Consider the following 22090-nt stretch of genomic DNA (forward strand, 5'->3'; position numbering starts at 1 on the left):
ATGAACATCATCCGAATCGATCCGAACGAGTATGACGTCTTGTCTGCGCTTCCGACGTATTTTCAAGAAGCGAGCCCATTTTACGTGGAAGGCCGGCTTGATGAGGGGACAGCTTGGATTGAGATTCTCGGATACGGGATTGTTGCCGAAGTCGAAGTCATGCTCGTCGAGATGACCAAGCGCCCGGCCGACCGTTATTGGCGGACGAAGGCGGGACCAGAACCGAAGACGTACAGCCTCGTCGACGTGATCGGCCTTGATTTCCATCATCCGTTGCTTCAATCAGGGATGTACGAGGAAGACACGGACGCCGTCATCCGCATCAAATGGGAGCAAGGGTACCGCGTCCCGTCCGCCAAGTGGACCCGGGAGACGTTCACTGCCCACTTGACCGAAGAGCAGGCAGTGTTAGAGCTCGCCCCGACGGCGGTCTGTGAAGCGTGCGGGGATGACTTGAACCGTTTCGGACGTACCGGGATTCGTTTGATGGAGTATCATCTCGAGTCAGGGAGCGGCATGTGGCTATGCCCGACATGCCACAAAGCGAGACATTATGATCTATAAAAAAACGAAGCCCGCGGGCTTCGTTTTTTGAATTAAAATGGCCAGTTCGCGAGTGCGAATTGATATACTTTCATCCCAAGAAACACGCCGAAGATGCCGACGACGCCCGGTAAGACCGGCGGGGCAGGGAGCGGCAACTTCAAGGCCGTGAAAATCATGCCACAAATGAGACCAGCGAGCAATGACAATAGGATTTCTTGCATGAATGATTCCTCCATATTCGAAATGAAAACGCTTAACTAACAGGTAACCGAACTCATTATACAATGTTCATTCTCATTTGAGAAGTCTAACATCAGTCATCTGTCATTTTCTCGTTTTCGGCTCGCAAGCGGAGGACTTCCCGTTCGGCCCAGTTCGACGGTTCGCGCTCAAACACGCTCGGAATGTTGTTCCAGCGCCCGCCGGTGTATTGGTGGATGATGATTTGTGATTGGATTCGCTCTTGTCCGGCCTCTTGTTTCAAATAGACGTAACTGCCGTCAGCACGCTGGATTCTCGCCTTCACGTTATCGACGAGTTGCAGCGCGAGCATATCTTTGATGTATGACTTATGTCCCGCGTCAAGGATCGGGAAGAGGATCTCGATCCGTTTGCGCATGTTGCGCGTCATCCAGTCGGCCGATGAGCAATACAAGTCTTCTTTCCCGTTTTGATAGAAGTAGAAGATGCGTGAGTGCTCCAAATACCGGTCGATGATGGACACGACGCGGATATTGTCCGATATGCCTTTGATTCCGGGACGCAAACAACAGATGCCGCGGATGATCAAATCGATTTTGACACCGGCCTGCGAGGCGTCATACAGTTTGGTGATGATTGGCTTGTCCGTGATCGAGTTCATCTTGGCGACGATGCGGCCGTTCCCGTATTTCTCGTGCAGTTTAATCTCTTCGTCAATCTTTTGAAGGAAGAAGTCGTGCATGTCATCCGGTGATGTCTCAAACTTGTGCCATGACGGGCGTTCACCGTAACCGGAGAGCCAGTTGAAGAAGTTGGTCGCGTCTTCGGCGAGCTCTTCATTTGTTGTCAACAAACCGATGTCCGTGTACAGTTTGGCGGTCGAGTCGTTGTAGTTACCGGTGCCGAGATGGAGGAACCGCTGTAGGACACCACCTTCTAAGATGCGGACGACGAGCGTGATCTTCGAATGGGTCTTCAACTCCTTATAGCCGTAAATGACGTGGGCGCCGGCCTTCTCGAGCTGTTTCGCCCATTGAATGTTCTTCTCCTCGTCAAACCGGGCCTTCAATTCGACGAGGACGGTCACTTGTTTCCCGCTCTCGGCGGCGTCGGTCAACGCCTTGATGATCGGCGAGTCGCCGGAGACACGGTAGAGCGTCTGCTTGATAGCGAGCACGTTCGGGTCTTTGGCGGCTTGAGCGATGAAGCGGACGACCGGGTCGAACGAATGATACGGGTGGTGGAGCAAGTAGTCGCGTTTGAGTAGCGCTTGGAACAAGTCTTTCCCTGGCTCGAGTCCTTCCGGGACGAACGGGATGAGCGTCTCATTGATCATGTCGTCATACTCGATGCCAATCTTGTTATACACCCCAAACAGGAACGTCAAATCGATTGGGCCGTCAACGAGGAAGATATCGCGGTCATGCAAATCGAGCACGTCCTGAAGCATGAACAAGAGCTCTTTACTGAGCGACCGTTGCTGAACCTCAAGGCGAATCGCGACACCATAGCGCCGTTTCTTCAACTCTTTTTCAATCTGTTTCAGGACGTCGCGGCTTCCTTCCTCATGGAACGGCATATCCGCGTTCCGTGTGATCCGGAACGGCATCGTCGACTCGACTTCAAAACCTTTGAACAGCGAGTCGATGAACTGAATGATGACGTCCTCGAGCAACATCAAGTCGGTATGGTCCTCGTCTTCTGTCGGCAGTTCAAGATAACGCGGCAACACGGCCGGTACTTGGACGAGAGCGAGCCGTTTTTTGCCTTCAGCGGTCGAGGCGATCTCGACGGCGATATTGAGTGATTTGGACAATAACATCGGGAACGGACGGTAGGCATCGACGGCGATTGGCGTCAACACCGGGAAGACGTGGGTCCGGAAGTACAACTTGACGAAGTCGAGCTGTTCTTTGTTCAAATGTTTCGGCCGTAAAAAGCGGACGTTCTCCGAGGCGAGCTGTTTGACGATTTTTTTATACGTCGCGTACTGCACCTCGACGAGCTCCTGGGCTTTGATAGAGATGGCTTTGATTTGTTGTTTTGGTGTCAATCCGGCCTTGTCTTCCGGACGGTTGAAGCCGGCGAGCACTTCATCTTTCAATCCGCCGAAACGGACCATGTAAAACTCGTCGAGGTTCGAACTGAATATGCCGAGAAACTTCAAGCGCTCCATGAGCGGGTTACGTTCGTCCATTGCTTCTTGGAGGACACGTTCGTTGAAACTCAGCCAGCTGAGCTCACGGTTATTGAAATGTTCGGGTAAGTAGATGGTCATGACTCTCTCTCCTCTACACGTAACTCGATTATTTGGTCGATGGCACGTTCCAAATGTTTTTTGTGGCGGATGCCGCGCTGGACTTCAAAACGCGGCGAGCTGTGCGTGTGAAGTTTCAAGACGAGTCCCTCGTCCGACGAAGTGACGTCGATGTTCTCGACGACTTGACGTTCGGTCAAATCGAGCGCGTCGACGAGTTTGACGATCGAGCCGAGCAATTCAAGACTCTTCAACATCTTCGAGTCGAACCATTCCGGGAAGCCCTCGATATGTTGTTCGAGCAGGCGCCGCGATTTATAAGACGTCACCAAGGCGAGTGCGAGCCGGTCCTCGTTGTTCATCCCTTTAAAATCGTTTGTCGTGATCAAGTGGAACGTGTGGTCACTCTTGTTGTTATGGTCGATGTATTCCCCGACGTAGGCGAGGCGGCAAGCCCCTTCTAACAGGCCGGGTTCGAATGGTTTCGGTTTGATCGTCTTCGTCTCGATCAGGCCGGTATAGATTTGACGGGCCAAGTGAATCAAATGTTGGTGCCGGACCGGGTCGACGTCATATTGGTTCTCGAAGTGGCGGAAACTTTCTTCTTTGACGTCGCCGAAGCGGACACGGTTGTTTTCTTTTAAGTAATATTCGTAGAATAAGCCCTCGCGCAGCCCGTTGTTGCTCATCATGAACTCAGGTACTTTCAAATATTTCGCCAGTTCATCGATGGCGGTGACGGCCGGGGCGATGATGTCCATTCGATCTTTCGACAAGCCGTCGAGTCGGCCGAGCTGTTTGCTCGACATATCGATGAGCTCATCCACGACGTCATGTAGGCGGTCGGCTCCGATTGTGTATTGATGGATGCCTTCAAGCGGGAACAAGGACAGCGACTGTTCGACCCGGACGAGGTTTCGAGCCGTTCCTCCGACCCCGACGAGCGGGATACCATGCGGTACGAGCCAGTCGATGTCTTTGAACGACTTTTTCAAAAACGACGTCAGGTGCTTGCGCTCGTCTTTCGTGAGTGTATCACCTTTCATGAAGTCCTCGGTCAAGGTGACCGCCCCGAACGGGAAACTGTGATAGAAGACGAGTTCACGATCCTTGAAGTACGTCACTTCCATCGAGCCGCCGCCGATATCGACCGAGTACCCATCCTCGATATACGTTGAGTTGATGATGGCCGAGTAGCCGTAAAAGGCTTCCTCATAGTCGCTCAACAGACGAATCTCCATGCCCGTCGCTTGTCGCACTTCATCTAAAATGGCGTTGGAGTTGCTGGCGTTGCGGATGGCGGCCGTCGCGACCGGTAATATTTCTTTCACTTCGTGATGCGCGTTCAATCGGTTGAAATGGTCGAGCGTCTCGATGAGCGCCTCGATCCCAGACTCGGACAGTTCATTATCCTCGGTGATATGGCTCGATAACCGGGCCACTTCCTTCACGTTCAATCGTTCGAAATACTGGCCGTGGCCGTTCACTTCAAAAATGACGTTACGAATCGAGTTGGACCCGATATCGATGACTGCTAGCTTTTTCTCCACGGAAAAACCCCCTCTGCGTTATCTCTAGTGTACAACGAAGAACTTGAAAGTACATATGGAATTCGGAGTGACCGAACTCAACCTGCTCTCATCGCCTCATACTTGAAGCCTGGACTGATATTCTGTATAATACAGACGCCAAGCAAGTAGAAATGATTACGATTTATCATACGAGAGAAGGGTAGCTTATGACGACATCCGTCGTAAAATTAAATCATGTTTCCTATCACTACGATGGGACCGCCGCGCTACAGGACGTGTCCATCGATATACACCAAGGCGACTTCGTTGCCGTCGTCGGGGAGAACGGTTCCGGTAAATCGACATTGATTCGGACCATTCTCGGCTTATTAGCGCCGCAAACCGGATCGATCGAACTGTTCGGTCGCCCCCAAGGCCAGTTCAAAGACAAGTCCCGTATCAGTTACGTTTCCCAAAAAGCGGCGTCGTTTAACTCGGGGTTTCCGGTGACGGTCGAGGAAGTCGTGGCCATGGGCCGCTATGGACGACTCGGTTTGTTCAAACGGTTGAACATCGAAGACAGAGCCGCCATCCAAAATGCTCTCGAGACGGTCAACATGTGGCAGTTTCGGCATCGGAAGATTGGCACCCTGTCAGGTGGGCAACAACAGCGCGTCTTTATCGCCCGGGCCATGGTCAATCAGCCGGATTTGCTCATTTTGGATGAACCGACGGTCGGAGTCGACCAAAAACATTTGCGCGACTTCTACGAGGTGCTCCATCTGTTGCGTGAACATACGATGTGCACGTTCATTCTCGTGACGCACGACTTGAACGTCGTCACGGACCTCGTCACGAAAGTCGTCCATCTCGACCACGGACGGATGGCGTGCAACTGTGGCTTGAAAGAGTATAGCGAACTCGGCGAGTTGACCGCGATCAAGCCATATCCGGTCAAAGTGCTCGTCCATGAAGGTACGTCATGATCGCCGATCTCTTCACGTACAGCTTTTTACGTTATGCGTTCATCGCAGCCGTTGTCATCGGATTCACCGCTCCGCTCATCGGCTCGTTCGTCGTCGTCAGACGGATGAGTTTGATTGCCGATGCGCTATCCCACATGACGCTTGCCGGAATATCGTTCAGTCTGTTTCTCGGACAATACATCTTATTGTTCAGCGACTTGAACCCGCTTTATCTTGGGACGCTCGTGTCCGTGCTCGCGGCACTCGGCCTCAACTGGCTCCGCGGAAAGTACGTGCACTTTCAAGAACTATCGATCCCCATCATGATGTCGGCCGGGATGGGGCTCAGTGCCATCTTCATCTCGCTGTCACGCGGATTTTCCATCGATTTGTCGACACTGTTGTTCGGCTCGATCTCCGCGGTCAGTCTATCGGATATTTGGTTGATTTTGGCGGTGGCCGGAATCACGTTACTCGTCATCGTCGTGTTCTATAAACAGCTATTGTTCTTGTCGTTCGATGAAGAACAAGCAAAAGTGTCCGGTTTGCCGAGCACGATGCTCCACGTGCTGTTCATGTTCGTCGTCGCGCTCGTCATCGCCGTCAGCATGCGCATCGTCGGTACGCTCCTCGTCTCGAGTCTCATCACGCTGCCGGTCGCGGCCGCGCTCCGGTTCACGAACAGCTTTAAACAGACGATTCTCTGGTCGATCGTCTTCGGTGAAATCGCGACGATTGGCGGGCTCGTGCTCGCCTACGAACTCGATGTCGCCCCGGGCGGTGTCATCGTCTTGCTCGCCGTTATGATTTTAGCGATTGTCATGTTGGCCGAACGGATTGGATTCGCTCGGAAGAAGGAGGTGCGTTATGAAGGAAACTGAACAGTTGACCCGCCTACAGTCCTCATCGCTCAAAGTGACACCGAAACGGATTGAGATGTTTGCCTTTCTCGCGGCGGAAGAACGTTACGTCAGTGCCAAAGACGTCCTCGACTATATGCGCTCGAAACATCCGACGATGAGCTTTGACACGGTGTATCGCAACTTGAAGTCGTTCGCCGAAGAAGGTTTGCTTGAAGCGACCGAATTGAACGGGGAGAAAGCGTTCCGTGTCACGTGCGGGTCTAATCATCACCATCATCACCTCATTTGTCGCGGTTGCGGCAAGACGAAGTTGCTCGAGCTCTGTCCGATGCGCTACGTCGAGACGCTTGATCCCGATTTTGAGGTCGTTGATCATAAATTCGAGATTTACGGGTATTGTAAACAATGTAAGTGACGAGAAGGGATTGTGTCTGCAATCCCTTTTTTGTCGAATCAGGAGAGGGGGGAGTCGAGATGATTTACACAGCAGCCGAGATCAAGCAAGCTGATGAGACGGCGCTCCGGAAAGGGATGCCAGCCGACGTCTTGATGGAGCGGGCAGCGTCGGCTTTGGCGGCGCGTCTGACCTTCTCGCCACAATCGTCCATCCTCGTCGTCTGTGGCGCTGGTAACAACGGGGGAGACGGTTGGGTCATCTCACGCGAATTGGCGCAGCGAGGTCATGCGGTCACCGTCTATGCCCCGTTTGGAGATCCAAAGTCGAACGAAGCGAAACGGCACGCGACGTACGCGCGAGGGTTCGTCACGGTCACGGATGAGCCACGAGATGCCGATCACGTCATCGATGCCTTGTTCGGGGTCGGCTTCCATGGACCGGTCAATGGAACGGCAAGGGACGTCATCTCTTGGATACGCGAGCAACAAGCGCCCGTCGTGGCCATCGATGTTCCGTCTGGTGTCCCGAGTGACGACGCGTTGGCGTTTGACGGGCACGCGGTCGAGGCAGAAGTCACTTTCTCGCTCCATGGTTATAAGCGGAGCGCTTTTTTAAAACGGACCGCTCCATATTACGGTAAAGTCGAGGTCGTCGAGATCGGGTTGCCACACACGTCAACATGGCGTGTGCTGACAGCCTCAGATTTTGACCGTTCCCTGCTCGAACGAGATACGTACAGTCACAAAAACACGTATGGGCACGGTCGCTTGATTGGCGGGAGTCGGCATTTGATTGGAGCCCCGTTCTTGGCAGGACGGGCGGCGCTTCGGACCGGAATCGGGCTACTCGATTTGGTCATCCCGAATGAAGCGCTTGCGCTCGCCTCGAGTTTACCGGAGGCGATGTATTACGGAATCGATGAGTTACTGGACAAGGAGTATGCAGCCAATGCGATTGGTCCCGGCCTAGTCGATGATGCGCGACTCGCTCATTCATGGGCAGCTGTAAGCCGGAGCAAGGCACCGCTCATCGTGGATGCCGGAGCATTGACGAAAGAGCACCTCGAGGCGTCAGGACCGCTCACACTGACCCCGCATCCGGGTGAGCTGGCTCGATTGATGGACAAGTCGGTCGATGAGATCGAAGCGGATCGTTTTCGGATTGCCTCTGAATTCGCACAGGCTCATGGAGTTCATCTCATTTTGAAAGGAACGTACACACTCATCGTCAAGCCAGACGGAACCGGGGCGGTCAATACAGTCGAGGCGTCGGCACTCGCGAAAGGCGGGAGCGGTGACGTATTGACGGGAATCTTGCTCGCGCTTTGGGCAAGGACGGACCGAATCCGTGCCGACAAGTCGCCGAACGAGCAGGCCGTCCTCTGGCACGCCCTGGCAGCGAAAGAGGCGAGCGAACAAATTCATCCTGCGAGCGTCTTGGCGACCGATATCATCGAAGCGATCGGGCGCATCTAAAAAAGAGGAATCCACGTGGGATTCCTCTTTTTTAGATGGTGATCGAATTTGTCGTCGCGATGTGGCGCACGATATGCTGGGCCTCGTTCCAAGACGTGATCCGTTTCACACCGGTTGGCAGCGGTTTCCGATTGTACGGAGCGTCGAACAACAACACGGGAATCGATGTCTGTTCGTGGATGGAGATCGCGTTCTCATAGCGGTCTTCCATGAACAAGTCGAGTTCGAGCTGTTTGACGACACCGACCTTGTCGTGGCTCCCTGTCATGATGAGCGAGTCAAGTGGAAGGTCATGTTGCCGAATCCACTCCTCGGTGACGGCACGTACGGCCTCGCTCCGGGCCGTGACGTAATGAAGGCGGTGGGCCTTGCGCATGTTCCATAAGACAGCGTTCACTTCAGAATGCGGAAGTGAGCGCCGATAGATGGCCTCTTCGTGGCCTTGTTCGATCATGAAGCGCCAAAACGCCTCTTGTGTCATATCTGTATACGTATGCAGCTCGTATTCGGTCGCCTGATGATAATCGATGGCGTACCCGAGCGCATCATTCATATAGTGAAAACAACTTTGCGGATCCGTGACGGTTCCGTCGAGGTCAATCCCGATGTGCATGTGCGTCCCTCCTTGCTCATAACCCTTATTGTACCAAAAGCCCGCTCGGTTGCAACCGAGCGGGCGAAGGATTAGTTAGATTGGTTGGCGAGCTCTTGCTCTTCGAGTTCACGAGCGGCCAATTTCTCAGCGACGATAGCGTCGATTTCTTTTTTCAACTCTTCGACCATCGTGGCTTCCGGCACTTTCCGGATGATCTTCCCGTGACGGAAGAGCAAACCTTCGTTACGGGCACCGGCGATGCCGATATCGGCTTCACGGGCCTCACCTGGTCCGTTGACCGCGCAGCCGAGGACGGCGACTTTAATGTTGACGTTGATGTTTTGAATATATTCTTCGACTTCTTTGGCGATCGAGATCAAGTCGATCTCGATGCGGCCACAAGTCGGGCACGAGATGAGCGTCGCCGCGTTGGCTGCGAGACCGAACGACTTGAGCACTTCTTTGGCGACTTTGATCTCCTCGACCGGGTCGTCAGATAGCGAGACGCGGACCGTCGAACCGATTCCGAGTGAAAGGATCGCACCGAGGCCGGCCGCTGACTTGAGTGACCCCGAGAAGAGCGGGCCCGATTCTGTGATTCCGACGTGGAGCGGGTAATCGAACGTCTTGGCCGCGAGCGTGTACGCTTCGAGGGCGAGGTTTACGTCAGACGCCTTAAGCGAGATGATCGTGTTATAGAAGCCAAGGTCTTCTAAGATCTTGACGTGGTGCATGGCACTCTCGACCATCCCTTGGGCCGTCGGATAACCGTATTTCTCAAGGAATTGCTTTTCAAGTGAACCGGCGTTGACACCGATGCGAATCGGGATGCCTTTCGCCTTGGCGGCGTTGACGACCGCCTCGACTTTCTCGCGACGACCGATGTTACCCGGGTTGATGCGGATTTTATCGACACCGCTCTCGATGGCTTTGAGCGCTAGTTTATAGTCAAAGTGAATATCGACGACGAGCGGGATGTTGATACGGCTCTTGATCTCAGCGAGGGCATCGGCCGCACGCTCGTCCGGACAAGCGACGCGGACGACTTGGCAGCCCGCTTCTTCGAGACGCAAAATCTCAGCGACGGTCGCTTCGACGTCATGGGTTTTTGTTGTCGTCATCGACTGGATGACGACTTCGTTGGATCCACCGATGATGAGGTTACCGACACGAATCGGACGGGTTAATGAACGATGCAAAATTTCTGACATATACGTAATCTCCTTCTTTTGGAAAGGTTCCAATCGATTTAAGGTGAGTGGTTTCCTTATTATCATAACGAAATGTTTGTGAAAAAGCACCCGGCAAGCGCTTGATCGGTGTGCTCTTACAAAACGCTAACGTTATCTTAACAGATGCTTCATAATTTTCCACCGTCTGAGGACCGATATATTCAAAGAAATGACGTCTGAAAAGGTGGAATGTATAATGTTTGAACGATTGAAACGAATATGGAGTAGGAAGCAACAGGCCGAAAGGACGATGAGCCATCGCTTGCTATGGACGTTGATGCCGGTCATGCTCGTCCTCTTTTTAACCGTGTTCGGGTGGTTCGCCTTAAGAGCGGAGCAGTTGTTGACGAGCGAAGTCGAGAAACGGCTTCATCGGGAAGCGACCGTCGTCCGCGAAACGGTAAAGACGACGTATGGGGCGTACGTCGCGAATGAAAAAGTATTGAATCGGGCTTTGAAGTCGATGTATATGCAACAGGCTTCAATTCTATCGGCGGACGGTCTAGAGGCCAGTCAATATTTATTGCGCGACACACAAGTCGAGCAATTGAGCGGCCGACAAGTCGAGGATCGGTTTATGAACCGTCTGGATGAAATCAGGACGGACGATGTGAGGGTCGGCGAACAAGATGATGTGTTCATCGTCACGGCACCGATTCCAGAGTTGAAAGCCCACTATGCGATCGTCGTCACGAAACAATCAGTGCTCGGCACGATGTGGAATTTGAGAGAACTTGTCCTCGCCGCAATCACGATCATGCTCGTCATGATGGTCGGCTTATTCTCGTTTATGATCCGCCGGGAAATCAAGCCGTTGAGGGCATTTGCGGTCCGGCTTCGGGAATCAGTGGCCACGCGGTCGTTCTCAGAGGTCGAACTTCACGCAAAATCGTTTGAAATGCGAAGTTTGGAACGAGAGTACAACACATTTATCGGGCTATGGAAACGTTCGTTGTTGACGATGCTCGAGACGTCGACCGCTTTTGAATCGAGTCTACCGGTGTTTATGCGACAACTTGAAGCGAATCAACAGCAAGTGACGGGGTTCAAGAAAGTTGCCGCGACCGTCGCGTCGACGAGTCAATCTTATCAGTCGTTCACGAACGAATCGACGCATCGCTTTACAGATTTGGCGGGACAAGTCCGTTCGCTCGAACAAGAGATCGGTTCGATTGATCAGCGGGCCGAGGCGTTGAAACAGACGATCACGACTGAGATTGAATCATTCTCGACCGTCAAAGGGGCCAGCGAGCGATTCGCAAAGAAAGCGAGTGCGGTCCAGAACCGTTTGCTTGAAAGTGAAGGCACGTCTGAGCAGGCGGATGACGCGCTTCGGAAGATTTTGTCCGTCGCGGCCGCGACAAAGATGTTGGCACTCAACGCCTCGATCGAAGCGGCCCGGGCCGGGGAGCATGGCAAAGGGTTTGCCTTCGTCGCCCATGAGGTCGGACAGTTGGCGAAAGTCACGAATGAATCGACGCTGTCGGCCGTGGCGGCGATTGAAGCCATTCGATTGGAGCGAGCCGAGATTTTTGACGAGATGAAACGATTCGAAGAGGATATCGTTTATTTGGGTGAGACGTTACACCGTGTCGAAGGCGGGATTGAAACAATCGACCAGGAAGTGAGAAGGCAAATGACGCAGTTCCAATCCATCACCGAGCAAACAACCGCCACCGGACATCAATTACTACATATGGCGGAAGCGAATGAACAATTAAAAGAAGTAGGCGTGGCGCTCGAACGAAGATTAGACGAATTATATGAAGGCGTCGAAGGTTGGTCGGACGTGCAACAGACGTTACAAGGTGCAGGGATCGACTTAGGCAACCAAAGTCAACGACTCCAGGCCGTGTTGTCTGATTTGGCCCCCACATTATAACAATAGAAAGCCGGCTCAACGCAAACGTGCGCTGTCCGGCTTTTTTGATAGTTTCGATTTGACAGGGATATGACGCAACGGAACAATCAAATAGATGAAAGATAAGAGGACACCGAGCCAAGTCAACGAGGGCGCGGTATGGTATAAGGTGACTAGGAAGAGGACTGGAATCATCGTCATCGCGACGGCATATGGCCAAGCTTGACGATACGGCCATGTCTTCTTCGTGTACCATCTCGTGACGAGTTGGACGAAAAGGGCGCTGAGTGCGACGAACCCCATATAGAAGAAGAAGATGGCGAAGCCGTGTAAAAAGATCCACATCGGCCAAAAGAAATCGGGCTGTAACACGGCGTAATCGAGCAGCGTGACCACAAGCGTCAAGATAAGACTCGCCAACATATAGGCGTGGAGCGGGGCGAGGCGGAGGCGTAACGCTTGCTTGGTCGGGTAAAGGCTGTGGCGAAGAAACTGTGATGTCGTTTTGAGCATAAAATCAAACTCCAATCTGTTATAGTACAAAACCTGAAAAACATACATAATTCATACAGTGGTTTAATAAAACCTTAACATTAAACCTGTTTACATCGAATGGGTGATGCGGGCATAATGAGTAGGGCAATAAAAACCAAGCAAACACAACTAATTCACAATCAAAAGGAGTACAAAAATCGTGGAATACAATTTGCAAGAAATGTTATTCATGTTTTTTGGAGGATTAGGGATCTTCCTCTTCGGTATCAAATCGATGGGAGACGGCCTCCAAAAGTCAGCAGGTAACCGCCTGCGCGACATCCTTGATAAGTATACATCGAATCCGTTCCTCGGAGTACTAGCCGGGATCATTGTAACGGTCTTAATTCAATCATCGTCAGGTACTACGGTCATCACGGTCGGTCTCGTCAGTGCCGGCTTCATGACACTTCGTCAAGCGATCGGGGTCATCATGGGAGCAAACATCGGAACGACGGTAACGGCGTTCATCATCGGTTTCGATGTCGGGGCCTACGCACTACCGATTATCGCCATCGGTGCCATTCTCCTGTTCTTCTTTAAAAAAGAGAAGTTGCAACACTTAGGTCAAATCTTCTTCGGTTTCGGGATGCTGTTCTACGGTCTTGAACTTATGGGAGGCGGGATGAAGCCGCTCCGCTCGAGCGAATACTTCATCGATTTGACGCAATCAATGAGTGACAACCCGTTCCTCGGCGTCATCGTCGGTACGGTATTCACGGTCATCGTTCAATCGTCTTCTGCGACGATTGGGATTTTACAAGAATTGTACGCGGGTGGGTCGATTCAACTCGATGCGGCACTTCCTGTCTTGTTCGGGGATAACATCGGGACGACGATCACGGCGATTCTCGCTTCGATTGGTGCCTCGGTCGCGGCCCGTCGTGCGGCTGCTGCTCACGTTATCTTCAACTTGATCGGAACAGCGATTTTCTTAATTCTCTTGATTCCGTTCACGCAATATATTTACTGGATCACAGACCTGTTGGCGATCGAAGACAAGATGCAAATCGCTTTCGCTCACGGAACGTTCAATGTGTTGAACACCGTAATTCAATTCTGGTTTATCGGAACGATTGCATGGATCGTGACGAAATTCGTGCCAGGCGAAGATTCAATCGTCGATACGAAAGCACAACATTTGGATCCGATCTTCATCCAACAGTCTCCATCGATTGCTGTCGAACAAGCCAAATATGAAGTCATCCGCATGGGCGATTTCGCGAAACTTGGTCTCGATGAAGCACGCAAATATATGGCAACTGGTGATAAAAAACATGCTGAGAAGTCGGCGCATATCGAAGACGCGCTCAACTCGCTCAACTCGAAAATCACGGATTACCTCGTGAAGCTTGCCGCTGTCGATTTGACAGAACAAGAATCGCAAGAGCACAAGACACTCATGCATGCGATCAATGATATTGAACGAATCGGTGACCACGTCGAGAACATCATCGAGTTGATTGACTATAAGACGGCAACGCGCGTCAATCTTTCGGCCGACGCTCAAAAAGAGTTGACGGAGATGTACGATTTGACTCGTTCCACGCTCGAGAAGTCGCTTCAAACACTTGCGAGCGGTGACATGGTCGAAGCTCGTCAAGTCATCGAGATGGAAGCGAAACTCGATATGCTTGAACGTCAATTCCGTAAAAATCACGTCGTTCGCTTGAACACAGGCGAATGTGACGGCCAAGCCGGGATGTTCTTCGTCGATATGCTCTCGAACTTGGAGCGGATCGGTGACCACGCGATGAACATCACAGAAATCACGCTTGAAGATGCAAACGAAGGAATCGTGTAATCGAACAGTCCCTCTAGCTCAGATGAGCCAGAGGGACTTTTTGGTTAGATGTGACTTTTGATTGACAGTGACTCCTCTATTCAGTATATTATTACTGTATAACAACGTGGCGGTGTAGCTCAGCTGGCTAGAGCGTACGGTTCATACCCGTGAGGTCGTGGGTTCGACTCCCTCCGCCGCTACCAATTAGGACCCTTAGCTCAGCTGGTTAGAGCAGACGGCTCATAACCGTCCGGTCGTAGGTTCAAGTCCTACAGGGTCCATTTGTGACAGCTTTCGATTGAAAGCTGTTTTTTTGTTTTCATTTTTAGTTTTCAAATCCGAAGTCATGGGTAAATATCCGTTAGCATTTTGTTTTTTGAAAAATATGAAATGAGGCGAAGCGAGATGGAACGAAATCATACGATGATGCAATTTTTTGAATGGCACGTCCCGGCTGACCAGAAACATTGGAAGCGATTGAAAGAACGAGCTTCTGAATTGAAGGAAGTCGGAATTACCGCATTATGGTTGCCACCTGTCACGAAAGGACAGAGCGACGAGGATACGGGATATGGCGTGTACGATTTGTATGATTTAGGTGAGTTTGATCAAAAAGGAACGGTCGCGACCAAATACGGCACAAAACAAGAGTTGCTCGAGGCGACAAAGCATGCCCAAGAACTTGGCATGCAAGTCTATATGGACGTCGTCTTAAACCATAAAGCGGGTGCAGATGCGACCGAGAAGTTTGATGTCCTCGAAGTCGACCCGGAAGATCGCACGAAAGTGCTATCGGAAGAACCGTTCGAGATTGAAGGGTGGACCAAGTTCGATTTCGAAGGTCGGAACGATAAGCATTCTTCTTTCAAATGGAACTTCCACCATTTCAACGGGACGGACTATAACGCTGCGAACGACCATAGCGGTATCTTCTTCATTCTTGGTGAAAACAAGAAATGGAACGACAACGTCGACGATGAGTTTGGTGTCTATGACTATTTGATGTTCGCCAATATCGATTACCACCACCCAGAAGTGCGAGACGAAGTGCTCAGCTGGGGCAAGTGGTTCATCGAGGAGACGAAATGTGACGGGTTCCGACTCGATGCGATCAAACATATCAACTATGACTTCGTCAAAGAGTTCAGCGAGACGATGAAAGCCGAAAAAGGCGAAAACTTCTATTTGGTCGGTGAGTTTTGGAAATCGGAGCTCGAAGCGTGCCGTGAGTTCCTCGACAACATTGATTATCATGTCGATTTGTTCGACGTGCCGCTCCATTACAATCTGCAACGCGCCTCAACGGAAGGGGAATCGTTCGATATGCGGACGATCTTTGACGACACGCTCGTCCAGTCCCACCCGCTCCACTCGGTGACGTTCGTCGATAACCACGATTCGCAACCGGCGGAAGCGCTCGAGTCATGGGTCGAAGATTGGTTCAAACAAATCGCTTACGGCTTGATCTTGCTTCGCCAAGACGGTTACCCATGTGTGTTCTACGGTGACTATTACGGCATCAACGGTCCGCATCCGGCCGAAGGGAAAAAGCCGGCGATTGATCCCCTCCTTTATGCTCGCCGTGAAAAAGCGTACGGACAACAAGACGACTATTTCGATGATGAACACGTCATCGGTTGGGTCCGTTGTGGTGTCGAGGAGATTGAACGTTCTGGTTGTGCCGTCCTTATCTCGAACAGTGAAGCGGCCGAGAAAACGATGTTCGTCGGCGAACACCGTGCCGGTGAGAAATGGGTCGACTTGACGCAGACCGTCGATGAGATCGTTGAGATTGACGAAGATGGAAATGGGGTATTTAAAGTGGCGGCAGGGTCGATTTCTGTTTGGGCGTTGCCGGAACAAGACGTCGAGTGAGGCATTACAATTGAGTCAGCCGTCACAAATCTGTTACATTTAAAACGAACGTTGTTCAAACCAATTTTAAGGGGGATTTTAGTTATGGCTAAATTTGAATTACCACAACTTGATTACGCATACGATGCACTTGAACCACACATTGACGCACGCACGATGGAAATCCACCACACGAAACACCACAACACTTACGTCACGAACGTAAACAATGCACTCGAAGGAAAAGATGTGAACTACTCTTCACTCGAAGAGTTGCTTCAAAACCTCGATTCACTTCCTGCTGACATTCAAACAGCGGTTCGTAACAATGGTGGCGGTCACTGGAACCACTCGTTCTTCTGGAAATTGTTGAAGAAAAACGAGAACGGCGCACCGACAGGCGAACTCGCGTCAGCCATCGATGAAGCATTCGGCAGCTTTGATGCTTTCAAAGATGAGTTCGCGAAAGCAGCGACAACTCGCTTCGGCTCTGGTTGGGCTTGGCTTGTCGTCAAAAACGGTAAGCTCGAAGTTACGTCGACGCCAAACCAAGACTCACCGATCATGGAAGGCGTTCAGCCGATCCTCGGTCTTGACGTCTGGGAGCATGCGTACTACTTGAACTACCAAAACCGTCGTCCGGATTACATCCAAGCGTTCTTCCATGTCATCGACTGGGATTACGTCGCGAAGCTCTACGCGGACGCAAAATAATGACACTGTCCCGGGATTCCAATGAATCTCGGGATTTTTTCTACATTTCATTAATTTGTAAACAAATTATGATATAGTGAAAATCGAGTCTAAAAATAGAAACATCATCGACATATATGTCACCTATACTTATAGAAGAAACGAATCAGGAAGGAGACAACTGAATTGGCCAGACACCGTGTGAAAGTGCCGAAAAAACGGCGCAATCATCTGCCCTTGCGACTGAACTTATTGTTCTTTATCGTCTTTATTTTATTCGCGACGCTCATTTTTCGTTTAGGCGTCGTTCAAATCGTCAATGGTGAGTTAATCGCCCGTGAAGTGCAAAAGACGGAATCGAGTAAAATCAAATACGAGGTGCCGCGTGGTAAGATTTACGACCGTAACGGTCAAGTGCTCGCCGATACGATCTCAAACTACTCGGTCATGTATCGCCGTTCGCAAGTGACGAAGACGGAAGAGCGGCTTGATGTCGCCATCAAGCTCGCTGACATCGTCGACGTCCCGGAGAAGGACCGCAAAGTGACCGAGCGGGACCGCAAGGATTATTGGATTGCCATCGATCCAGAGCGCTCGCAAGAACGCGTCCAAAAGCTATTGGCCGATCTCCCGGAAGAAGAGCGGGCCGCCTTGTCGAACCAAGACGTCGACCAATTGTTGCTCGATTCGATCACAGACGCAGAAATCACGTTCGATGATGCGACCGAGGAAATCATCGCCATCAAACATAATATGGAGTCGGGCTACGCCCTCGACCCGCAAGTCATCAAGATCGGAGCGACGCCAAAAGAGATGGCGTTGATCGAAGAAAACTTGGAACTGCTCCCTGGTGTCAGTGTCGAGCCGTATTACCAACGGGACTACCCGTTCGGCGAGACGTTCCAAAGCTTTCTCGGAAGCTATCGTCAAATCCCGGCCGAGCAGCGCGCCTCGTATCAAGCGAAAGGGTACGGCTTAAACGACCGTGTCGGCACGTCTTATCTTGAACAACAATATGAAGAGATTCTTCGCGGCACCCCGGCCTACGACGTCTTCACGACGTACAAGGGCGAACCGGTCGGAGAACCGACCCGCGTCAGCGGTAACCCAGGGAAAGATATCATCTTGTCGACGGACATCGAATTCCAAAAAGAAATCGATGAGATTTTGAAGAAAGCGATTCGTGCCGGACGTTCGGGCAGCCCGCACTTTGACCGTGCCTTCGCCGTCGTCATGAACCCGCAAACGGGTGAATTGCTCGCCCTCTCGGGACAAGAGCTCGACTATGAAACGAACGAATTCAAAGACGTCTCGACCGGGACGGTTCTGCGGGCGAGTCAAATCGGCTCGACGATCAAGGGAGCGACGGTCGCGTTCGGACTTGAAGAAGAAGTCATCCAACCGGGTGAATATATTTACGACACGCCGATCCGCATCGGTTCGTCACTCAAGTCGTCGTACCGGAACATGGGGAACATCAACGACCTTGATGCCCTTGCCTTGTCATCGAACATCTATATGTTCCAAATCGCCTTGCGGCTCGCCGATTACTACTCGACCGGCCAAATCGTCGGGGAAAACGTGACCGAGGCGTTCAATACGATGGAGCATTACTATAAACAGTTCGGACTCGGAATCGAGACAGGGATTGATCTTCCGTATGAATCAATCGGATTCCGTAGCGTACCGGACCGTGTCACGCTCCTCATGGACATGTCGATTGGTCAGTTCATCTCGTACACGCCGATTCAGTTGGCGCAGTATACGTCGACGCTTGCAAACGGCGGCTACCGGATTCAACCGCATCTTTTGAAAGAAATCATCGAACCTGGCTCGCTTGACGAATCGAACAAGCAAGTCGTCAGTACGTTCCAACCGAACGCGCTCAATAAAGTCGATATCCGCGATGAGTTCATCCAGCGGGCGCGTCAAGGATTCCGACAAGGGGTCGAGAGCGGAACGTCGCGCATTCTGCAACAGACGGGGATCACCGCGGCCGGGAAGACCGGTACTGCTCAAGCGATCGCGGAAGGGCCAGACGGCCAAGCGAAGCGAAATGCGAACGGGGAACCGATTAAGACCCTCAACTCGAACCACGTCGGTTGGGCGCCGTATGATGACCCTGAAATCGCCTGGGCCATCATCATGCCAGGCCTCGAGGCAGAAGGAATCAACACCCGTGTCGCGCACGACATCATGAAGGCGTACTTTGACTTAGAAGACGTCCAAGCACAGCTCCAGTAAAGAAGTCACTTCGGTGGCTTCTTTTTTTCGTCTTTACAATTCTTTTACGTTCCGTTTATTTCTCGTTAATAGTAGTTTATTAGGATGTTAATTGTAGGACAGAACAAGCAAGCCACAACACAAATCAAAGCAAACTCAAGGAGGACGTCAGAAATGTCTTGGATGAAAAAATCAGCTTTAGTCGCTTCAATCACTTCGGTGGCCATCATCGGTGCCGCGTGTGGGAACAATGAAGAAGGAGGCGGCGCAGCCGAAGGTGAAGGACTTTCAGGTAAAGTCGTCATGGACGGTTCGTCTACCGTATTCCCAATCATGGAAGCCGTAGCCGAAGAATATTCAGCTGAACAGCCAGACGTTGAAGTCACGGTAGGTGTCTCAGGTACGGGCGGCGGCTTCAAACGTTTCGTCACAGGCGAAACAGACTTCTCGAACGCATCGCGTGAAATCAAAGAAGAAGAAGCGGCTGAAGCTGAGAAGAACGGTGTCGAGTACACGCAACTCGCGGTCGCACTTGACGGACTCTCACTCGTCGTCAACCCAGAGAACGACTGGGCACAAGATATCACGATCGAAGAACTCAACAAAATGTGGACTGACACGAACGTGAAGACATGGAAAGACGTCCGTTCAGACTGGCCAGATGAAGAGATCTCATTCTTCTCACCTGGTAAAGATTCAGGAACGTATGACTTCTTCAACGAAGCAGTGCTTGACGACACAGACATCCGTCAAGACGCACAGTTGTCTGAAGACGACAACGTCCTCGTAACAGGTGTTGCCGGTACGAAAGGTGCGATCGGATTCTTTGGTTACGCGTACTACATTGAAAACCAAGATACGCTTCGCGCGATGAACGTCGAAGGCATCGAGCCGACGACTGAGACGATCAACGACCTTTCATACCCGCTCTCACGTGAGATCTACACGTACGTGAACAACGCGTCATTGAAAGATAAGCCACAAGTCGCTGACTACACACGCTTCTTGAATGAAAATGCAGCAGCCCTTTCAGAAGAAGTCGGTTATGTCGGAATGGAACAAGCACGATATGATGAGAACGCTGAAGTGATCGACGAGATTGCTGGCGAGTAAATAGCGCAGGAGGCAGAAGGTGAGAGTCGCTCTCACCTTCTCGCCGTGCTTTCTAGTATGAAGAGGTAGGGAGCGATACACGAGATGAACCAACCAAACAAAGGGCTTTCGATTCGAGAGATGATTGAAGCCAATAAGAAAAAGAAATATAGTACGACGAACGTGTTTGATAAAGTCATGCCGTTCTTATTATTCTTGAGCGCATTCGTTTCGGTCGTCACGACGGTCGGAATCGCGTTCACACTCGGTTTTGAACTGTTCAAGTTTTTCGAGCGTGTGCCGATTGCCGAATTTTTAGGCTCGACCGAATGGTACCCGCTTAGTGCCGATCAACGTTTCGGTGTCTGGGCCCTCGTCATGGGGACGCTCCAAATCACCGTCATCGCGATGATCGTCGCCGTCCCACTGGGGTTGGCATCGGCGATTTATTTGAGCGAGTATGCGTCTGAACGCGCTCGTACGATTTTGAAGCCGATCCTTGAAGTGCTCGCAGGCGTACCGACGATCGTCTTCGGTTTCTTCGCCCTATCGTTCGTCACACCGATCTTGCAGGCATTGATTCCGGGTCTTCAAATCTATAACGCCCTCAGCCCAGGAATCGTCGTCGGGATCATGATTATCCCGATGATCGCTTCCATTTCGGAAGACTCGATGAGCGCCGTACCGAAGAAAATTCGTGATGGGGCACTTGGTCTCGGGGCGACGCGTCTGGAAGTCGCCATCAAAGTCGTTATGCCAGCCGCCCTCTCAGGGATTATCGCGTCGATTGTCCTCGGGATGAGCCGGGCCATTGGTGAGACGATGATTGTAACCATCGCCGGTGGGTCACAGCCGAACTTTGAGTTCAATCCCCTCAACGCGATTCAAACAATGACGGCATATATTGTCCAAATCGCCAAAGGCGATGCCGGGTACGGGACAATCGAATATTACAGTATCTATGCGGTCGGTGCGCTATTGTTCGTATTCACTCTCGTGATGAACCTATTCGCCAACTGGGTGACGCGCCGCTTCAGAGAGGAGTACTAATATGGCTTTACCGAACAGTGAGTTCAAGAATACGAAGAACTTGATGGATCGTGATTCGGTTTCTCAACGAATCAAACGCCGTCTTCAATTGAATGAGATCTTTAAGTACATCTTTTTAGCAGGGCTCGTCTTCGCCTTGCTCGTCTTATCGACGTTGATTTATGATGTTGTGTCAAAAGGTGGCGGTTGGGTCAATCTCGACTTCTTGCGTAACTTCCCGTCACGCCGTCCGGAACAGGCCGGATTGTATCCTGCCTTGATTGGGACGTTTTGGTTGATGCTTCTCATCGTCCCGATGGTGTTCATCGTCGGTGTCGGTGCCGCAATTTACTTGGAAGAGTATGCCCCGAAAAACCGTATCACATCATTTATCGAAGTGAATATTTCAAACTTGGCCGGCGTGCCGTCAATCGTGTTCGGATTGCTCGGATTGACGATCTTTGTACGGGTCATGGAACTCGGGAACTCACTCATGGCCGGTGCGCTGACGCTCGGACTGATGAGTTTGCCGATCGTCATCGTCGCGTCGCAAGAAGCGCTTCGCTCGGTCAAGATGGAGTTGCGCCACGCGTCGCTCGCGCTCGGTGCCTCGAAATGGCAGACGACGTTCAACGTCGTCTTGCCGTCCGCCATTCCAGGGATTATTACAGGGATCATCTTGGCCGTATCACGTGCCATCGGCGAGACGGCTCCACTGATCATGGTCGGAGCTGCGACGTTCATTTCGACGACGCCGAGCAGCGTGTTCTCAGACTTCACGGCGTTGCCGATTCAAATTTATAACTGGACGAGCCGTCCACAAGCAGAATTCCAAAACTTGGCCGCTGCCGGCATCATCGTCTTGATGACGATGTTGATCATCATGAACTCGGCAGCCATCTATATCCGTAACAAATATACGAATCGACATTAAGTCGTAGCAGGTAACGAGGAGGATTCTCGAGATGATGAAACA

19 protein-coding genes and 2 tRNA genes are annotated in these 22090 nt (G+C 51.6%); 15 read left to right on the forward strand and 6 right to left on the reverse strand.

Annotated elements, in window-relative coordinates:
• Positions 1–564: a hypothetical protein gene (locus NMQ00_RS06270; RefSeq protein ID WP_255178386.1), complete on the forward strand. Its 564-nt coding sequence runs from the start codon at positions 1–3 to the stop codon at positions 562–564.
• A 32-nt stretch (positions 565–596) separates the two neighbouring features.
• Here the strand turns inward: NMQ00_RS06270 and NMQ00_RS06275 are convergent, their stop codons facing one another.
• The 3 genes from NMQ00_RS06275 to NMQ00_RS06285 all read right to left on the reverse strand — a co-directional run bounded on the left by NMQ00_RS06275 (position 597) and on the right by NMQ00_RS06285 (position 4554).
• On the reverse strand, positions 597–767 hold the full coding sequence (locus NMQ00_RS06275) for a DUF1427 family protein (protein ID WP_114166135.1): 171 nt from the start codon (positions 765–767) through the stop codon (positions 597–599).
• A 92-nt stretch (positions 768–859) separates the two neighbouring features.
• Positions 860–3025, reverse strand: coding sequence for an RNA degradosome polyphosphate kinase (locus tag NMQ00_RS06280; RefSeq protein WP_255178387.1), 2166 nt, complete (start codon positions 3023–3025; stop codon positions 860–862).
• Positions 3022–4554 (reverse strand): Ppx/GppA family phosphatase, encoded by a 1533-nt coding sequence (locus tag NMQ00_RS06285; RefSeq protein WP_255178388.1) that lies wholly within the window; start codon positions 4552–4554, stop codon positions 3022–3024. Before NMQ00_RS06285 ends, NMQ00_RS06280 begins: the two co-directional genes overlap by 4 nt.
• A 188-nt stretch (positions 4555–4742) precedes the next feature.
• On the opposite strand from NMQ00_RS06285, the gene NMQ00_RS06290 reads away from it, so the two are divergent.
• Genes NMQ00_RS06290 through NMQ00_RS06305 form a run of 4 tightly spaced genes read left to right on the forward strand, consistent with a single transcriptional unit; the run spans position 4743 to position 8215 of the window.
• Complete coding sequence (locus NMQ00_RS06290) at positions 4743–5501, forward strand: metal ABC transporter ATP-binding protein (RefSeq protein WP_255178389.1); 759 nt, start codon at positions 4743–4745, stop codon at positions 5499–5501.
• Complete coding sequence (locus NMQ00_RS06295) at positions 5498–6361, forward strand: metal ABC transporter permease (protein WP_255178390.1); 864 nt, start codon at positions 5498–5500, stop codon at positions 6359–6361. Before NMQ00_RS06290 ends, NMQ00_RS06295 begins: the two co-directional genes overlap by 4 nt.
• On the forward strand, positions 6348–6758 hold the full coding sequence (locus NMQ00_RS06300; protein WP_255178391.1) for a Fur family transcriptional regulator: 411 nt from the start codon (positions 6348–6350) through the stop codon (positions 6756–6758). Before NMQ00_RS06295 ends, NMQ00_RS06300 begins: the two co-directional genes overlap by 14 nt.
• A gap of 59 nt (positions 6759–6817) precedes the next feature.
• On the forward strand, positions 6818–8215 hold the full coding sequence (locus NMQ00_RS06305) for an NAD(P)H-hydrate dehydratase (protein ID WP_255178392.1): 1398 nt from the start codon (positions 6818–6820) through the stop codon (positions 8213–8215).
• A 31-nt stretch (positions 8216–8246) separates the two neighbouring features.
• Here the strand turns inward: NMQ00_RS06305 and NMQ00_RS06310 are convergent, their stop codons facing one another.
• Positions 8247–8828 (reverse strand): 5' nucleotidase, NT5C type, encoded by a 582-nt coding sequence (locus tag NMQ00_RS06310; protein WP_255178393.1) that lies wholly within the window; start codon positions 8826–8828, stop codon positions 8247–8249.
• A gap of 71 nt (positions 8829–8899) precedes the next feature.
• Positions 8900–10021 (reverse strand): flavodoxin-dependent (E)-4-hydroxy-3-methylbut-2-enyl-diphosphate synthase, encoded by a 1122-nt coding sequence (gene ispG, locus NMQ00_RS06315; protein WP_021065716.1) that lies wholly within the window; start codon positions 10019–10021, stop codon positions 8900–8902.
• Between the two features lie 217 nt (positions 10022–10238).
• Between ispG and NMQ00_RS06320 the strand changes: the two genes are divergently transcribed.
• Positions 10239–11924: a methyl-accepting chemotaxis protein gene (locus NMQ00_RS06320; protein ID WP_255178394.1), complete on the forward strand. Its 1686-nt coding sequence runs from the start codon at positions 10239–10241 to the stop codon at positions 11922–11924.
• 15 nt (positions 11925–11939) lie between these two features.
• Here NMQ00_RS06320 and NMQ00_RS06325 read toward each other — a convergent pair whose 3' ends face one another.
• A complete protein-coding gene (locus NMQ00_RS06325; RefSeq protein ID WP_255178395.1) occupies positions 11940–12416 on the reverse strand; it encodes a hypothetical protein in 477 nt (158 codons plus the stop codon).
• A 181-nt stretch (positions 12417–12597) separates the two neighbouring features.
• On the opposite strand from NMQ00_RS06325, the gene NMQ00_RS06330 reads away from it, so the two are divergent.
• From NMQ00_RS06330 to pstA, 9 genes are all read left to right on the forward strand, one after another.
• Complete coding sequence (locus NMQ00_RS06330) at positions 12598–14241, forward strand: Na/Pi cotransporter family protein (RefSeq protein WP_255178396.1); 1644 nt, start codon at positions 12598–12600, stop codon at positions 14239–14241.
• 108 nt (positions 14242–14349) lie between these two features.
• Positions 14350–14426, forward strand: a tRNA-Met gene (locus NMQ00_RS06335).
• 4 nt (positions 14427–14430) lie between these two features.
• Positions 14431–14504, forward strand: a tRNA-Ile gene (locus NMQ00_RS06340).
• 124 nt (positions 14505–14628) lie between these two features.
• The gene (locus tag NMQ00_RS06345; protein WP_255178397.1) at positions 14629–16098 is read left to right on the forward strand and encodes an alpha-amylase; all 1470 of its coding nucleotides are present in this window, start codon (positions 14629–14631) and stop codon (positions 16096–16098) included.
• An 84-nt stretch (positions 16099–16182) separates the two neighbouring features.
• Entirely contained in the window at positions 16183–16791 is a 609-nt protein-coding gene (locus NMQ00_RS06350) for a superoxide dismutase (RefSeq protein WP_255178398.1), read from the forward strand.
• A 165-nt stretch (positions 16792–16956) separates the two neighbouring features.
• Positions 16957–19014: a peptidoglycan D,D-transpeptidase FtsI family protein gene (locus tag NMQ00_RS06355; protein WP_255178399.1), complete on the forward strand. Its 2058-nt coding sequence runs from the start codon at positions 16957–16959 to the stop codon at positions 19012–19014.
• A gap of 153 nt (positions 19015–19167) precedes the next feature.
• Positions 19168–20106 carry a PstS family phosphate ABC transporter substrate-binding protein gene (locus NMQ00_RS06360; protein WP_255178400.1) on the forward strand — a complete coding sequence of 313 codons (939 nt, stop codon included), beginning with the start codon at positions 19168–19170 and terminating at the stop codon, positions 20104–20106.
• An 84-nt stretch (positions 20107–20190) separates the two neighbouring features.
• Positions 20191–21135: a phosphate ABC transporter permease subunit PstC gene (gene pstC, locus NMQ00_RS06365; RefSeq protein ID WP_255178401.1), complete on the forward strand. Its 945-nt coding sequence runs from the start codon at positions 20191–20193 to the stop codon at positions 21133–21135.
• Position 21136: 1 nt separating this feature from the next.
• Positions 21137–22048 (forward strand): phosphate ABC transporter permease PstA, encoded by a 912-nt coding sequence (gene pstA / locus NMQ00_RS06370; protein WP_255178402.1) that lies wholly within the window; start codon positions 21137–21139, stop codon positions 22046–22048.
• The last annotated feature ends 42 nt before the right edge of the window (positions 22049–22090 follow it).

The sequence above is a fragment of the Exiguobacterium aurantiacum genome, from assembly GCF_024362205.1.
GTDB classification, from domain to species: Bacteria; Bacillota; Bacilli; order Exiguobacteriales; family Exiguobacteriaceae; genus Exiguobacterium; species Exiguobacterium aurantiacum_B.

Excerpts from the sequence above, each read along its gene's own strand:
- NMQ00_RS06305 (WP_255178392.1), top strand. The coding sequence starts at position 6,818 with ATGATTTACACAGCAGCCGAGATCAAGCAAGCTGATGAGACGGCGCTC.
- NMQ00_RS06325 (WP_255178395.1), bottom strand. The coding sequence starts at position 12,416 with ATGCTCAAAACGACATCACAGTTTCTTCGCCACAGCCTTTACCCGACC.
- NMQ00_RS06295 (WP_255178390.1), top strand. The coding sequence starts at position 5,498 with ATGATCGCCGATCTCTTCACGTACAGCTTTTTACGTTATGCGTTCATC.
- NMQ00_RS06310 (WP_255178393.1), bottom strand. The coding sequence starts at position 8,828 with ATGCACATCGGGATTGACCTCGACGGAACCGTCACGGATCCGCAAAGT.
- pstC (WP_255178401.1), top strand. The coding sequence starts at position 20,191 with ATGAACCAACCAAACAAAGGGCTTTCGATTCGAGAGATGATTGAAGCC.
- ispG (WP_021065716.1), bottom strand. The coding sequence starts at position 10,021 with ATGTCAGAAATTTTGCATCGTTCATTAACCCGTCCGATTCGTGTCGGT.
- NMQ00_RS06345 (WP_255178397.1), top strand. The coding sequence starts at position 14,629 with ATGGAACGAAATCATACGATGATGCAATTTTTTGAATGGCACGTCCCG.
- NMQ00_RS06290 (WP_255178389.1), top strand. The coding sequence starts at position 4,743 with ATGACGACATCCGTCGTAAAATTAAATCATGTTTCCTATCACTACGAT.
- NMQ00_RS06270 (WP_255178386.1), top strand. The coding sequence starts at position 1 with ATGAACATCATCCGAATCGATCCGAACGAGTATGACGTCTTGTCTGCG.
- pstA (WP_255178402.1), top strand. The coding sequence starts at position 21,137 with ATGGCTTTACCGAACAGTGAGTTCAAGAATACGAAGAACTTGATGGAT.
- NMQ00_RS06350 (WP_255178398.1), top strand. The coding sequence starts at position 16,183 with ATGGCTAAATTTGAATTACCACAACTTGATTACGCATACGATGCACTT.
- NMQ00_RS06360 (WP_255178400.1), top strand. The coding sequence starts at position 19,168 with ATGTCTTGGATGAAAAAATCAGCTTTAGTCGCTTCAATCACTTCGGTG.
- NMQ00_RS06280 (WP_255178387.1), bottom strand. The coding sequence starts at position 3,025 with ATGACCATCTACTTACCCGAACATTTCAATAACCGTGAGCTCAGCTGG.
- NMQ00_RS06275 (WP_114166135.1), bottom strand. The coding sequence starts at position 767 with ATGCAAGAAATCCTATTGTCATTGCTCGCTGGTCTCATTTGTGGCATG.
- NMQ00_RS06300 (WP_255178391.1), top strand. The coding sequence starts at position 6,348 with ATGAAGGAAACTGAACAGTTGACCCGCCTACAGTCCTCATCGCTCAAA.
- NMQ00_RS06320 (WP_255178394.1), top strand. The coding sequence starts at position 10,239 with ATGTTTGAACGATTGAAACGAATATGGAGTAGGAAGCAACAGGCCGAA.